Source organism: Citrobacter sp. CRE-46 (genome assembly GCF_059615875.1).
Genome location: NZ_CM184341.1, coordinates 1,256,908 through 1,270,312, shown reverse-complemented (window position 1 = coordinate 1,270,312; position 13,405 = coordinate 1,256,908). Strand labels below are relative to the sequence as shown.

Annotated in this window: 17 protein-coding genes and 2 pseudogenes; 15 read left to right on the top strand and 4 right to left on the bottom strand. The window is 47.5% G+C overall.

Annotated features, from left to right (window positions below; all coding sequences use genetic code 11):
* The first annotated feature begins 153 nt into the window (after positions 1 to 153).
* The 13 genes and pseudogenes from AC534G_RS06065 (at position 154) to AC534G_RS06005 (ending at position 8,101) form a co-directional block, all read left to right on the top strand.
* Positions 154 to 1,017 carry a GTPase family protein gene (locus tag AC534G_RS06065; protein ID WP_496594602.1) on the top strand — a complete coding sequence of 288 codons (864 nt, stop codon included), beginning with the start codon at positions 154 to 156 and terminating at the stop codon, positions 1,015 to 1,017.
* 95 nt (positions 1,018 to 1,112) lie between these two features.
* Positions 1,113 to 1,937 carry a DUF932 domain-containing protein gene (locus AC534G_RS06060; protein ID WP_496594517.1) on the top strand — a complete coding sequence of 275 codons (825 nt, stop codon included), beginning with the start codon at positions 1,113 to 1,115 and terminating at the stop codon, positions 1,935 to 1,937.
* Positions 1,938 to 2,145: 208 nt separating this feature from the next.
* Positions 2,146 to 2,844 carry a DeoR family transcriptional regulator gene (locus tag AC534G_RS06055; RefSeq protein WP_286636886.1) on the top strand — a complete coding sequence of 233 codons (699 nt, stop codon included), beginning with the start codon at positions 2,146 to 2,148 and terminating at the stop codon, positions 2,842 to 2,844.
* A 37-nt stretch (positions 2,845 to 2,881) separates the two neighbouring features.
* Positions 2,882 to 3,076 (top strand): annotated as a pseudogene (locus AC534G_RS06050) (DUF4339 domain-containing protein); the annotation flags it as partial.
* 41 nt (positions 3,077 to 3,117) lie between these two features.
* On the top strand, positions 3,118 to 4,026 hold the full coding sequence (locus tag AC534G_RS06045) for an Ivy family c-type lysozyme inhibitor (RefSeq protein ID WP_286636885.1): 909 nt from the start codon (positions 3,118 to 3,120) through the stop codon (positions 4,024 to 4,026).
* Between the two features lie 98 nt (positions 4,027 to 4,124).
* Positions 4,125 to 4,361 carry a DUF905 domain-containing protein gene (locus tag AC534G_RS06040; RefSeq protein ID WP_286636884.1) on the top strand — a complete coding sequence of 79 codons (237 nt, stop codon included), beginning with the start codon at positions 4,125 to 4,127 and terminating at the stop codon, positions 4,359 to 4,361.
* 85 nt (positions 4,362 to 4,446) lie between these two features.
* The gene (locus tag AC534G_RS06035; protein ID WP_286636883.1) at positions 4,447 to 4,905 is read left to right on the top strand and encodes an antirestriction protein; all 459 of its coding nucleotides are present in this window, start codon (positions 4,447 to 4,449) and stop codon (positions 4,903 to 4,905) included.
* Positions 4,906 to 4,913: 8 nt separating this feature from the next.
* Entirely contained in the window at positions 4,914 to 5,396 is a 483-nt protein-coding gene (radC, locus tag AC534G_RS06030) for a RadC family protein (protein WP_286636882.1), read from the top strand.
* An 8-nt stretch (positions 5,397 to 5,404) separates the two neighbouring features.
* Entirely contained in the window at positions 5,405 to 5,626 is a 222-nt protein-coding gene (locus AC534G_RS06025; RefSeq protein WP_286636881.1) for a DUF987 domain-containing protein, read from the top strand.
* A gap of 18 nt (positions 5,627 to 5,644) precedes the next feature.
* Positions 5,645 to 5,962 carry a type IV toxin-antitoxin system YeeU family antitoxin gene (locus AC534G_RS06020; protein WP_000065829.1) on the top strand — a complete coding sequence of 106 codons (318 nt, stop codon included), beginning with the start codon at positions 5,645 to 5,647 and terminating at the stop codon, positions 5,960 to 5,962.
* Positions 5,963 to 5,982: 20 nt separating this feature from the next.
* A complete protein-coding gene (locus AC534G_RS06015; RefSeq protein ID WP_496594516.1) occupies positions 5,983 to 6,303 on the top strand; it encodes a TA system toxin CbtA family protein in 321 nt (106 codons plus the stop codon).
* A 383-nt stretch (positions 6,304 to 6,686) separates the two neighbouring features.
* Positions 6,687 to 7,035, top strand: a pseudogene (locus AC534G_RS06010) (tyrosine-type recombinase/integrase); the annotation flags it as partial.
* Between the two features lie 49 nt (positions 7,036 to 7,084).
* A complete protein-coding gene (locus tag AC534G_RS06005; RefSeq protein ID WP_110497104.1) occupies positions 7,085 to 8,101 on the top strand; it encodes a hypothetical protein in 1,017 nt (338 codons plus the stop codon).
* A 527-nt stretch (positions 8,102 to 8,628) separates the two neighbouring features.
* Here the strand turns inward: AC534G_RS06005 and AC534G_RS06000 are convergent.
* On the bottom strand, positions 8,629 to 9,423 hold the full coding sequence (locus AC534G_RS06000) for a nucleotidyltransferase domain-containing protein (RefSeq protein WP_110497102.1): 795 nt from the start codon (positions 9,421 to 9,423) through the stop codon (positions 8,629 to 8,631).
* A 407-nt stretch (positions 9,424 to 9,830) separates the two neighbouring features.
* On the opposite strand from AC534G_RS06000, the gene AC534G_RS05995 reads away from it, so the two are divergent.
* Together AC534G_RS05995 and AC534G_RS05990 are read left to right on the top strand one after the other, a co-directional pair.
* Positions 9,831 to 10,379 carry an AAA family ATPase gene (locus tag AC534G_RS05995; protein ID WP_038632799.1) on the top strand — a complete coding sequence of 183 codons (549 nt, stop codon included), beginning with the start codon at positions 9,831 to 9,833 and terminating at the stop codon, positions 10,377 to 10,379.
* A gap of 153 nt (positions 10,380 to 10,532) precedes the next feature.
* Positions 10,533 to 10,985 (top strand): NUDIX hydrolase, encoded by a 453-nt coding sequence (locus AC534G_RS05990; RefSeq protein ID WP_079893831.1) that lies wholly within the window; start codon positions 10,533 to 10,535, stop codon positions 10,983 to 10,985.
* A 129-nt stretch (positions 10,986 to 11,114) separates the two neighbouring features.
* Here AC534G_RS05990 and AC534G_RS05985 read toward each other — a convergent pair whose 3' ends face one another.
* The 3 genes from AC534G_RS05985 to AC534G_RS05975 form a co-directional block, all read right to left on the bottom strand.
* Positions 11,115 to 11,687: a TetR/AcrR family transcriptional regulator gene (locus AC534G_RS05985; protein ID WP_110497100.1), complete on the bottom strand. Its 573-nt coding sequence runs from the start codon at positions 11,685 to 11,687 to the stop codon at positions 11,115 to 11,117.
* Between the two features lie 88 nt (positions 11,688 to 11,775).
* Entirely contained in the window at positions 11,776 to 12,639 is an 864-nt protein-coding gene (locus AC534G_RS05980; protein ID WP_069324614.1) for an arginase family protein, read from the bottom strand.
* A gap of 245 nt (positions 12,640 to 12,884) precedes the next feature.
* Positions 12,885 to 13,112, bottom strand: a complete 228-nt coding sequence (locus tag AC534G_RS05975) for a DUF1272 domain-containing protein (protein ID WP_085048909.1) — start codon at positions 13,110 to 13,112, stop codon at positions 12,885 to 12,887.
* Positions 13,113 to 13,405 lie beyond the last annotated feature (293 nt).

Below are 13,405 nucleotides of genomic sequence, written 5' to 3'. Positions count from 1 at the left end.
TTTCTTTATATTGGGTCTAGATATCTTTCACTCTTGTCTTATTGCACTTAGAATCCAACATATTTCAGATATATATCATCGCTCTGAATAAATCTCAATGACAACAGTACATTATTGTATTGACGATTTTTTAATCCCCCTAGAGATAAAATGATGAATAATTCTGAAGGTCTACAGCCAATTAAGCGATCTCTATCGGATTTGCCGCAGTGGTTGACTGAACGCGTTTTGCAGCAAATCAATCAGCTTACTAGTTACGAGCCCGTAATCGGAATTATGGGTAAAACTGGTTCGGGCAAGAGTAGTCTGTGTAATGCCCTGTTTGCCGGTGAAGTATCACCAGTCAACGATGTCTCGTCCTGCACCCGTGAACCCTTGAGTTTTCGCCTGCAAGTTGGTGAGCGCTTTATGACCATCGTGGACCTACCCGGTGTAGGCGAAAGTGGCGTTCGCGATAACGAGTATGCTGCGCTGTACCGTCAACAGCTTCCCCGGCTCGACCTGGTGCTGTGGTTGATCAAGGCCGATGACCGGGCGCTGGCAGTGGATGAACATTTTTACCGGGAGGTGATTGGTGAGGCATACCGGCATAAGCTGTTGTTTGTTATCAGTCAGTCCGACAAGGTTGAACCCACCAGCGGTGGTGAAAAGCTGTCTACAGAGCAGAAACAAAATATCAGCCGCAAAATCTGTCTACTGCATGAGTTGTTCCAACCTGTAAACCCTGTCTGTGCGGTGTCGGTACGTTTGCAATGGGGTCTGCGGGTAATGGCTGAACGGATGATTCATTGCCTGCCGCGGGAGGCCAGTAGTCCGGTGGCGGTACAGCTTAGTGATCCACTTCGTACCGATGCCATTAATAAAAAAGCCCGTGACGATTTTGGTGAAACGGTCGGCTCGGTGTTGGACACAGTAAGTTCCATGCCCCTGATACCGTCCTCGGTTCGGACTGTCATCCAGTCTGTACGCGACATCGTGGTATCGGTCGCTCGTGCAGTCTGGAACTTCTTCTTCTGAACATTAACCCTTCTAACCCGTAGTTTCCTAAGCCCTGCCGCGATTGAGCGGTAGGGCTTTTCTGTCTTTATTTTCCCATCATGAGGAGTCTGCTTATGACCCGTCTGGCTTCGCGCTTTGGCGCATCAAATCTTATCCGTCGTGACCGTCCGTTAACCCGCGAAGAGCTATTTCGTGTAGTGCCCAGTGTTTTCAGTGAGGACAAACACGAATCTCGCAGTGAACGGTACACATATATACCCACGATTTCTCTCCTCGACAGTCTGCAGCGCGAAGGCTTTCAGCCCTTCTTTGCCTGTCAGACCAGAGTGCGTGACCCAGGTCGCCGCGAGCACACAAAGCACATGCTGCGCCTGCGTCGGGAGGGACAAATTACCGGCAAGCAAGTCCCGGAAATCATTCTGCTCAACTCTCATGACGGCACCAGCTCGTATCAGATGCTGCCGGGATTATTCCGCGCGGTATGCCAGAACGGGCTTGTCTGCGGTGAGTCGTTTGGCGAGGTGCGTGTGCCGCACAAAGGAGATGTCGTGAGTCAGGTGATTGAGGGAGCGTATGAAGTGCTGGGTATTTTTGACCGTGTGGAAGAGAAGCGGGATGCCATGCAGTCGCTGATGCTGCCGCCATCTGCACAACAGGCTCTGGCACAGGCTGCACTGACGTACCGTTTCGGTGAGGACCACCAGCCAGTGACAGCACCTCAGATACTCTCCCCACGCCGCTGGCAGGATGAGAGCAATGATCTGTGGACCACATATCAGCGTATTCAAGAGAACCTGATTAAGGGCGGGCTCAGTGGCCGGAGTGCGAAAGGCGGGCGAACGCATACCCGCGCCGTGCGTGGTATCGACGGAGATGTGAAGCTCAACCGGGCTCTCTGGGTGATGGCTGAAGCGATGCTGAGTGGGTTTCAGTCCTGAGCTTGTTATCAGCATGTTGGGAAAGGACACTCCCTGTCCGTTTTACCTCCATTGGATTGAGTGTTTTATCACCGCATTTCACGGTGTGCCGCGCCGGGACTGCCTCCGATGGCAGATAAAAAATAGTTCATTCCATGTCCATACCCTGTCCGCCCCCCTCTTTAGAATCATTTCATATTCAGTCAGTTAATTATTTCGGAGATTTAAGATGACACAGGCAGAGCGCCGTCATGACCGGCTGGCTGTCAGGCTGTCACTGATAATCAGCCGCCTGGTTGCCGGTGAAACGCTGAACATGGCGCGGCTGGCTGCAGAGTTTGGTGTGTCAGTCCGTACCCTGCGACGGGATTTTCGCGAACGGCTGATGTACCTCGACCTTGAGTATCGACGGGGGCAATGCCGCCTGCGCAGTACCGGTGGGGGCGTACAGGGCGAGCTGGATGCGCTGACCTTTGCTCATCGGGCAGGACTGGCCGATATTTTTCCGGGGCTGGACCGGCGTCTGGCGGGCGCACTGCTGGCATCGGATGGAACCCCTTGCCTGGTGTGGCAGTCACCACAGCCGATAGCGGCCACCAGCCCGCTGGTATTTTATCGGCTGGTCAGCGCCATCACCGGCAGTCAGCGTGTATTGCTGCTCGCGGACGGTGAACGTTGTGACGGACTGGCCCCGTACCGTCTGATATTTCTCGACGGCTGCTGGTACCTCACCGGTGAACTTAACGGGCATATAACCGTGCATCCTCTGGCGACCATCCATGCAGTGACAATCCTGAACACCACTTTTACCCCTCGAAAACGTCTCAGCCTGTTAACCACTCAGGCAGGCTTTATCCGGGCACTTCCTCACTTCAGCTGTATCCGTGAAGTTTTGTCACAGGCTGCCGATAACGGGGGATCGGGATGAGCTTCGGTTTAATGACCTCTGTTAACAAGGAAAAACAATGACCTGGCATTACGAGAAAAATGGTGTGCGTCACGACAATGTGACCGAAGACGACATCACCAGCCTGATTGTTCACGGTGAACTGACTGCCGCCGCTCTGGTTTGGCGACAGGGAATGACGGAGTGGCAACCGGTCTCCGCCACCCCACTAGCTTCGGTGCTACTTCAGAGCGCCATACGCCAACATATGCCCACAGCCCCTGACGCATCAGGGGCTTTATAAGGAGTCTTATAATGAAAAGAAAATCTTTCTCTGCAAATGTGAAATGGAGTTGGTTGGCATTGTCTGTGGCACTGATGGCCCCGACTGCAGCCCAGGCAACCGCCAAAACGGCGGTAGAAGCCAAGAACTGTCAGTCAGAAAACAATACCTGCCCATATTCTTTCGACCTGTACAAAACCGACCCAGCGTACAAAAAGTCGTTTGATGAGACCATGAATCAGAATGGGTTACCGGCAATGCTCGACGAGATGAATGGTCCAGCGGGTCCGATGGAACCAGTAAAAATTGACGGTAAAGTCTACCTGAAAGGTTTTATGTGTGAAGACGGTAACTGTGGTAACCACAATCTGACATTCTTGTACCAGCCTGACCTCCATAACTTCGTGGGCTTCTACAGCAACGGTAAAGATGGGCAGTGGGTTAATACCCCAAGTGATGGTGAGCTGAAAGTATTACGTGCATTAGTCAATGGGACTGCGGAACCAACACACACGCCAACCGCCACTACCACGTCCAATGATGCACCACCAGCGAATACCATCTGGGAATTTACCGGGGGTAACGGTGACACTCTGTGGAACATGTGCGGCGGTAAACATAACAGTTGTGTGATTGTTGGTAATACCAAACACGTGGCCGCCGTGTTAAATCACAAATCTGCAAGTGGGTGTTCATTAGGTGATTTTTACATCATTGACAAGGATGACCGTTCCTGGCAACAGCGAGATACCGGAACCTGTAGTCCAAATGCCTGGGTGCGCAAAGGCTCCATTAAAGGTGGTCAATATCTGTCTGTTGACATCGGCGTTGGCAACGAAACGGTAATACAATATCCGATCGGGTACTGGTCAGATGTGAAAGAGTTCACTGGCCCAAACCGACCATCCTGGGAAAAAGCAAAACAGGCAGCTAAGCAGTAGGGTTATCGTTACGACACGAAACATACCCTATTTTTCCTTCCTCTCTTTCAGTCCCTGTCGCTTTTGCGACAGGGGATTTTGCTTTTAAGGTACACCGAATGCCTGAATCTCACATGTTGCCACCAGGACCTTTCACCCGACAGGAGGCCGAAGCGGTTATCCGCCGGTATCAAAACATCACTATTGAAGATGACCAGCGCAGTCACTTCCGCCTGGTGGTTCGCGACTCTGAAGGTCGAATGATCTGGCGGGCGTGGTGCTTTGAACCGGATGCCGGTGAAGGGCTTAACCGTTATATCCACAAGTCAGGCATCCTCAGAACCTCCTCCTCCTGACCACACCCATTCATCATCCCTGTATGTCCTTTATTTCCCATAAGCCAGCCATCGTTGCTGGCGTTTTTATTGACGGAGAATATCCATGACGACACAAACTCAATGCGAATTGATGTCCACTAATGAACCTCAATTTGACCTCACTGCAACACCAGCACCTGACGAACAGCGCCTCGATTTCTGGCCGCTGTACTTTGGCGCTATCCCGCAATGGATAACGCTGGAACCGCGTATTTTCGCCTGGATGGAGCGATTTTGTGATGAATATAGCGGTGGTATCTGGTCCTTTTATACGCTCAGCAATGGCGGCGCGTTTATGGCTCCTGATGCTGAAGGTGACGATAAATGGCATCTGTTCAACGGCATGAACGGCAATGGTGCGGAAATGAGCGCGGAAGCCGCAGGTATCGCTGTCTGCCTGATTGAATACAGCCATCACGCCTGTCGCACCGAATGCGATGCCATGACAGAGCACTATTACCGCCTGCGGGATTACGCCCTGCAGCACCCTGAATCCAGCGGCATTTTGCGCATTATTGATTAAGGATACTCATGATGGAACAGTCACTTATCCCACCGGCTCCGGTACTTCCACTAACCGCACAACGCACGGTAAAACGCGCCTTAACGTTGCTTGACCGACACCTGCGAGAAACAGGCGTGGCATTCACGTCCGCCCAGGTTGCCCGTGACTGGCTGACACTGAAAATGGCGAGACTGGAACGCGAAGAGTTCATGGTGCTGTATCTGAACCAGCAAAATCAGTTGATTGCCCATGAAACTCTGTTCACCGGGTCCATCAACAGCACCGAGGTACATCCCCGGGAGGTGGTCAAACGCGCTCTGTATTTCAATGCAGCAGCAGTGATTCTGGCGCATAACCACCCCTCCGGCGACACCACGCCCAGCCGGGCAGATAAGACCATCACGCAGCGTCTGGTGCAGGCGCTTCAGCTCGTTGATATCCGTGTGCCTGACCATCTGATTGTCGGTGGCAAGCAAATCTATTCGTTCGCTGAACACGGTCTGCTGTGAGGTATGACATGAACATTATCAGTAAACGCCGGGCGATGACGATTTACCGTCAGCATCCGGTCTCCCGCATTTTTCGATACTGCACCGGCAGATACCAGTGGCACGGCAGTGTCTGTCATTACACCGGTAAGGTAGTTCCTGACATTCCCGGCGTGCTGGCGGTATACGCCGAACGCCGCCAGGACCGCAACGGGCCCTATGCCTGTCTGATGAGTATCACTCTGAACTGACAATAAAGGTGGTTATAAATGAGCAACATTACATGGGGCCTGCAGCGGGATACCACGCCGCGTCTGGGAGCCCGTCTGGTACAGGAGGGGAACCGGCTGCATTATCTGGCTGACCGGGCCAGTATCACCGGTAAATTCAGTGACGCCGAATGCCGGAAGCTGGATGAAACATTCCCGCACTTTATCAGCCAGATGGAATCGATGCTGACCACTGGTGAAATGAATCCCCGCCATGCCCACTGCGTCATCCTTTATCACAACGGTTTCACCTGCGAAGCCGATACCCTTGGCAGTTGCGGCTACGTATACATCGCCATTTACCCCACTCAGCGTTAATTACCTTCACGAGAGCAAACATGAAACCTCAACCTGCAATAACTTCGCGGGCGGTAAAGCCCTGTCTGTCGCCCGTAGCTGTCTGGCAAATGCTACTGACACGCCTGCTTGAACAGCACTATGGCCTGACACTGAACGACACGCCATTCAGTAATGAAACTGTGATTAAGGAACATATCGATGCAGGTATCTCTTTAGTTGATGCCGTAAATTTTCTGGTGGAAAAGTACGAACTGGTTCGCATCGATCGTAAGGGGTTTAGCTGGCAAGAACAGTCGCCTTTTATTACTACTGTCGACATTTTAAGAGCCAGGCGAACTATGAGGGAAACAAGAACTTAATCTGTGTCAGCCCTCTTCCCACACCCCATCTCTTTACCGGGCAAAAAAGGTAAAAATATTTTTAGGCACCACATTAGGCACCATCACAAAGTTGAACTAGAATTTAGATCATATAATTCAAACAATTATAGCACCAATTCAGACTCCGCCAGCCCACCAAACACCGGTGAAAAGCCCTTAGCGCAAGCTGAGGGCTTTTTTGTATCGGACAAAATTAAAGTCCAGCAAACTAATGTAGTATAGAAGTTAATCAGAAACAGTTATAATTCAAGGAGTTTAGAGGAGATTGTCATAGCAAAACAACTCCACGCAATGCCTAAAAATCAAGCTAATGCCACATCATTGTGCCAAAAGATGTGGGCGGTAGCGTGCAAAACGACACGCGCTGGAGTGAAGCCGAAAACCTGCAGGGCCACCAGTTATCGAAATATCGGATCACCTATACCAAGACCAAAGGCAAGAAAAACCGCACCGATATCTCAGGATCTGTATAACGAACTCCCCAAGAACAGAGGGAAGTTATTCACCCCATGCAGAAAAGCCTTTGAGCGGGCGGTAAAAAGAGCTGGTGTTGAGCTGCCAGAAGGCCAATGCACTCACGTTCTGCGCCATACATTCGCCAACCATTTTATGATGAACGGTGGTAACGTCCTTGTGCTCAAAGAAATACTTGGGCATTCAGATATAAAAATGACGATGATTTATGCACATTTTGCTCCAACACATCTTTAAGATGCCATAACTAAAAACCCTTTATCTAATTTAACGGATTAAACAAAAAATGATTAATGATTTTTTTAAGATGATATCAAATGGTTACCCATTAATTATTTTTGTAGTATATATTATTGGCGAGATTTTATATTTAAAAGCAACTAATGGTTTTAATATGAATACCCGTCCATTAACCGAGCAACGCCTTTTTTGGAGCGCGATACGTATCCCTCTTATTGCATTTCTGTGGTTTGGCGTCTTTTCATGGAAAGGTACTGGCTTACTAATTTCATCAGAAGGATTTAATAATTTCCTTAATATTAGCAAACTTCCATTAGCATGTCTTTCTCTCTCCCTTCCCTTAGGAGTGATAGTCAACAATATCCATAGAACCATTCAAACAAATAAACAAATTGAAGAAACCGAAAAAAAGAACAAGAACGATATTTATTATAGCCACATCAAATTTATAGTTGACAATTTAAATGCAATATCCCTAAAGGAAATAAAAATAAAACAATATCATGGGGAATATTTTTTTGACTTATCAATTGAAAAACCCTTTAAGTTATATAAAGCTTTATTTCAAAAATCATCCTCTACAGACAATAATTTCACTGTTTCCGAGAGTTTCATGACTAATTCACTTCAACACTGGGATGAATTAAACACTCAATTATCAATTTTCCGAGATGGAAACTCCAAATTAATCGACATAGCATTGACTGTATCCTCCATTCAAAATATCTTAGAAAAGATAAGAAAGGAAACCCATATAAAACTAAATGGTATGTCAACTGACTTTTATGCCTGTAATGAAGAATTTTCAATTAAAACAAAACTTACAGATGAGGAATCCATTCAAAAATTCATTAGTGCTCATATCGAAATTTTCATTGAACTAACGGATCTGCTTAATATTCCCTTACCAGATAATTCAGTCATTTTTTCGGTTAAAGAATTCACAACATCAAAAACTGGCAATATAATAGATTTTTCAAGTCTGGATTTTTCACTAAATAAACCAATCAATCTAAATTCAATTTTTCATGCTGGTCCACAAATTGTCCGCATAGGGTTTTAACCATTGTTATCGCGTGTAAACGACTGACAACCGCCCCTTGATTTAGTTGGTAACTTATTGTTTTTAAATGACCCGCATAAGAATGTAGGAATTTCGGACGCGGATTAAACTCCCGACAGCACCAAAATTCTCCATTGGTGATTACCAGAGTTATCCGATGAAGTCCTAAGAGCCCGCACGGCGCAAGCCCTGCGGGCTTTTTTGTGTCTGCTATTGTCCGAGGACATCCGGCTAAATCCAGAGAAAATTGGTACACGTATAGGTACACGCTATCTATACTGTGGTCCATTAAACATGTACCAACTATGGAAAGAATCCAGACATGGCGCGTATCACATGCCCCTCACTAACAACGAGATCCTTAAAGCTAAGCCCCGAGAAAAAGAAACCATGGTCAGTTTTGAACGATATACTGACCTTTACTTGCGAAAAACGTCTTAGATTACAAACTCAAGGCACTAATACAGAGCAGAAGTTTTTCGGCTGCATTGCTGGCGGCATCCCAGATGTTAGCGATAAGAAGGGACTTAGTCAGAGTACTCTTTCAGCATGGCAAGAACCGCCCAACGAGCCGCATCGTCTGCAATATTGTCAGGCAAAGCATCAGCTCGCAGATTGATATAAGCATCAGCGGCCATTTTGATGGCCATGCCGACGGAGTCACAATCGTGCGTGGACAGCGTAGAAGTCAGCAGGCCATCAGGATCAATGCTGAGGAATTCAATGCGGCGAACCCCACGTTGCGGTAAATTTGCACGACGGTACAGCATAGGTCCCAGCACCTGCTCGCGGAAGAATGCCAACATACCCATCGCTTCAAAAAGTTCGCCCCTTCCCAGTTTAACCACCGCATAATGAAGCCAGATCCAGGCGCGGGACTCAAACCACTCCGGCGTCATGTTTGGCCAGTGAGCGCTAAACTTTGCCAGTTGTCGCTCCAGAGCAGTGTTATCACGGGTAAATAACACCGCTGGCTCCTCAACGCGTTGAGTGAGCATATCCAGGGTGACGAATTTCAGATCAACATGAAGGAGTTCAGGGCCATACAGGCATATAAGCAGACGAGGCTCTCCGACATGTTCCCCGGTGAAAGCATGCAGCAGATGGCCTAATGTTCCGGCGAGCGCCCTACGCTGCGCCATGATTTCGTTGTAGTAGAGGGGATCTACGACAACGACAAAATCGAGGTCGGAGTATTTATCAAACCCGCCATGAACAATCGAGCCACCAGCAAGAAGGGAATGGATTCGCAAATCCGACTGAAATTTAAGCTTGAGTTGCTCTGCAAAACTTCTGTGTAAATCGGGTAATGTACTAAGCATACTTTTTCCTGTTCACAAAAAATACAAAGCATTTCAGAATATCGAGTAGTTTATATTCAGGCCAGATATTTTTTGCAGGAACAGTCATGTCCTTTGAAGACGCTCACTTAGCCGCATGCCCACTATTGGTGGGGAAGACCAGAGAGCGAAGTGCAGCGTTTAGCTGGGGGAACGTTTGATCGTCTGCATTGGCAACGTCCTCAGATTCCATCGAATGGTGAAATCCTGCCCACCTTTCAGTCGTATTGCTAGCACAGTTTTAGAACGTCCTGTCAGAACGAATAGCGGATATGCAAGCCAGGATAAAATGTAGTTAGTCAAACCACCAACAAGTAATCTGCCGACACGGGAAAATACGCCATAAGAATTGCTACTTCATCGCGTCTATAAATGTTCAGGAGGGTTCAATGTCTTCATCTTTTCAACATCGTATCATTCTTACAGGTGGCCCTGGGTCAGGCAAAAGCACGATAATTGATACCATAAAAAAAAGAGGTTTTTGGTGTTCTAAAGAAGCTGGACGAGGTGTTATACAAGACCAGGTTAACATCGGCGGTGATGCATTGCCATGGGCCAATCAAACTGCGTTCGCAGAGCTCATGCTATCCTGGGAAATGCGTTCATGGCACGAAGCAGAAGGGCAAACAAGACCCTGCTTCTTCGACCGCGGTGTTCCTGATGTTGTAGGTTATTTACGTCTTTCAGAGCTTACCATACCGAAGCATTTGGAAAACGCCATCGAGAGATTTCGCTATAACCGAACCGTATTTATAGCACCACCCTGGCGTGACATATATGTACAGGATACCGAGCGCAAGCAATCTTTCGATGTCGCCGTCGCGACCTATCACGCAATGGTGCAAACATACCGTATGTATGACTATCAGTTGATTGAATTGCCATGCGTTTCTGTTGAGGAGCGTGTGGATTTTATCCTTTCCAGGATAGTATGCTGATAAAACAGCAACTACGCGTAATGGTGAATCCCCCTGCCTGAATCGGCCATCGTGGCATGAAAATACATTCTCTATGCGCGCGCTTGCAGACTGCAATTTATGTTTGTATGAAAATCCGCAATGAGGGTTTAAATTTTATTTAAGAGGGAATAAATGCGTACTCGTCCATCCTCTCGATTGATAGTCCTTTCACCTGAAAATCACGTTCTGCTCTTTAGGTTCTGCCATAAAGATGATGCTCTGGATGGAAAAACTTACTGGGCAACGCCAGGGGGAGGAGTTGAGCACAACGAGTCTTTTGAGCAGGCGGCGTTACGTGAATTATTTGAAGAAACGGGCCTGACAAGAAAAACGGCGGGACCACAAATAGCCTCCAGAACCTTTCCTATGATGTTGCCAGGTGGCGAGAACGTTCTTGCTGAAGAACGTTTCTTTATTATTACTGCAGATAAATCAGATATTGACCGCTCAGGTTGGAGTAACAACGAAAAAGAAGTCATTCGCGAGCACTACTGGTGGAGCTTAGAAGAGCTCAGACAAACTAATGAAATCATCTTCCCACTCGATTTGATAATTAACATACTCGAAGGTTCCCCCTGCACTTAACTCTCTGAAACGGCTTAGATGTCCACTTCTGACACAAAGTGGACAAGTTACCTGAGCTGAAGGTCCGCTGTGAGCGAGGAACGGACATTTGCGATTCCCTGGCTAGCGCGTTAACTAACGCTGTTAGTATTATTTCAATAATTTTGCCATCAACTCAAAAAACATAGGCAGGTCGCGGCTGAAAGAGAAGGATGCGTTTATAGCCTTGCGCGCGATTAAACCGTCAATAAAGGCAAAAAGAATAATCGTGACTTCCTCAAGGCTAATGTCCCGACGAAACTCTCCCGCTGCAATTCCGTCTACAATAATTCCCGCAATACTTTGCCGCATGATGGTATCACTGGATATATACGTTTTCTGCAATTCAGGGTTCCGCGCAGACTCCGCCATGATTTCAACCCACAGTTGATGCGTAACTGGGTAACCTACATCGCTTATGCACGATGTAACCTGCGCGCAAAGGCGCTCGAAATAAGTACCGTTAGACGGATCATTGTGAGCGGTCAACGCTGAATTCTGCTCTTCAAGAACGATTGCCTTGATGAGGTCATCCTTGCTTTTGAAATACGTGTACATCGCTCCCTGGCTGATCCCTGCCCGGTTAGAAATTTCACGCACGCTTGTCGCACTAAAGCCTTTTTCTGCAAAACAGGCAGCGGCAGCGGTAATCAGCTTATGGTAGGTTTCGGTTTTCTTTAACATGTTGACTATTATGTTTAATCCAGGGCCCAGACTTTAGCGCGCTTTTTATCCTGGAGCCAGTATTGAACTCTGACCCCAGAATCAGACATTACTTCATAAGCGGCAATGCATTGAGCATGTTCTTCAGATTCAGCATATCCCAGGGTAAATGTTCAGCAAGTGTAAGGCCGACAGGTTCCGCTTTTGAGGTTGCCTGATCTACCAGATTTAGAACATCTGCAATAGATAGTTTACCTTCGGCGACATCACCAAAGTCATGTTCTCCTCTGCCAGGCCTGGCGAAAAGAACCGAACGGAAAAGTGACGGATCGAGAACGTCCAGATCAATGTGTATTGCCAGATGTTCAATATTTTCTCTCTCTACCCATTCCGCGACATCTTTCGCGTCGTTTTTGACCTTTTCAGGACCTATTGTCTCAATGCGATGACTAGCCAGATACTCAGCTTCATAAGGCAGTGGATCGTGGATACCTGCAATCATTATTTTTGAAGGGTTGAGTCTGGTGGATACATGAGCAACTAAATCTTTATCACCTGTCCCAATTAGCGCGCCAAGAACATGGGCATGGGCGTTTGGATATTGTTTGGAAGTCTGCACATCAGGATGAGAGTCAATCCAGAGCACCCCCAGTTTATCACCGTATTTATTGAGCAGATGGGCAAAAGGAGCCAGTGATACCAGGCAATCGCCACCAAAAACGACGATTGAATCAGGATCATATTTCTTAATCAGAGCGCCTGCATCGGTAAGCTGACTGATAATTTGAGGTTTGGCTGTGATGCCGTCCACTTCGGCCTGTGGCTCCGTTGTGGGCTCATCAACCGGAACAGACTCAAAAGGGCCATCTGATTCGGGGGAAAGATACGAGAGAAGAAGCGAGCCAAGATGATAGGCTGGATTATTGCCACCTTGCCATTGAGGGAATAAAAGTCTGAGCGTTTTACTGGTCATAATTTGCCTGTGCCTATTTATAAACGAAATGATTTGCGTGAAGTAATTACCCGCAAAATGAATGAACGTTCATTCATTTTTGATCAGTCGTTGATCCTTCGCAAGCAGGGCAGCACGTTTAGTAAATTAAAAAAGGGAAAGAATCTTTGCAGTCTTATTTCAACCAAAGTCCGCTTCTGGCACTAAGCTGACGACCAACAGAATCATGGGCCGTGACAAGCAACGCGCGAACATAGTTTACATCTCTACTGTTTATAGTAACGCTGAGTGGATGCAGGGTGCCGCAGGAGGGATGCTTCGGGGCGTATTGGACGTCGCACCAGCTCCCCACCGCAGTTCGGGCACTGGCCATTAAGTCGTTGGGTCACGCAATCTACGCAAAATGTGCATTCGAATGAACAGATGTAGGCCCCTTTTGATTCAGGTGGCAGATCTTTATCACAGCATTCGAAATTAGGACGGAGTTCAAGCATGGTGCTCTCTTATTGTTAAAGGCACATCATTGGACATACCAAAAGCCCTCTATCGGTATCACTTTTGCGATAAACGACGTTATTGTTTATGCCCGTATTAAATAAGCATGGTCTACAGGCCGGAAAAATCAAGAGAGTGAATTATTTGATAGAAACGCTCACCTCCGGAAACGAACGACAAGCCTATAACGCTCCAATCAATCACATAAAAATCAAACAGATAACACTTTTTATATCAACATTATAACTACGCTTTTTGCACCTTTCCTATCGCGCAAAAAAACAAAACCCGC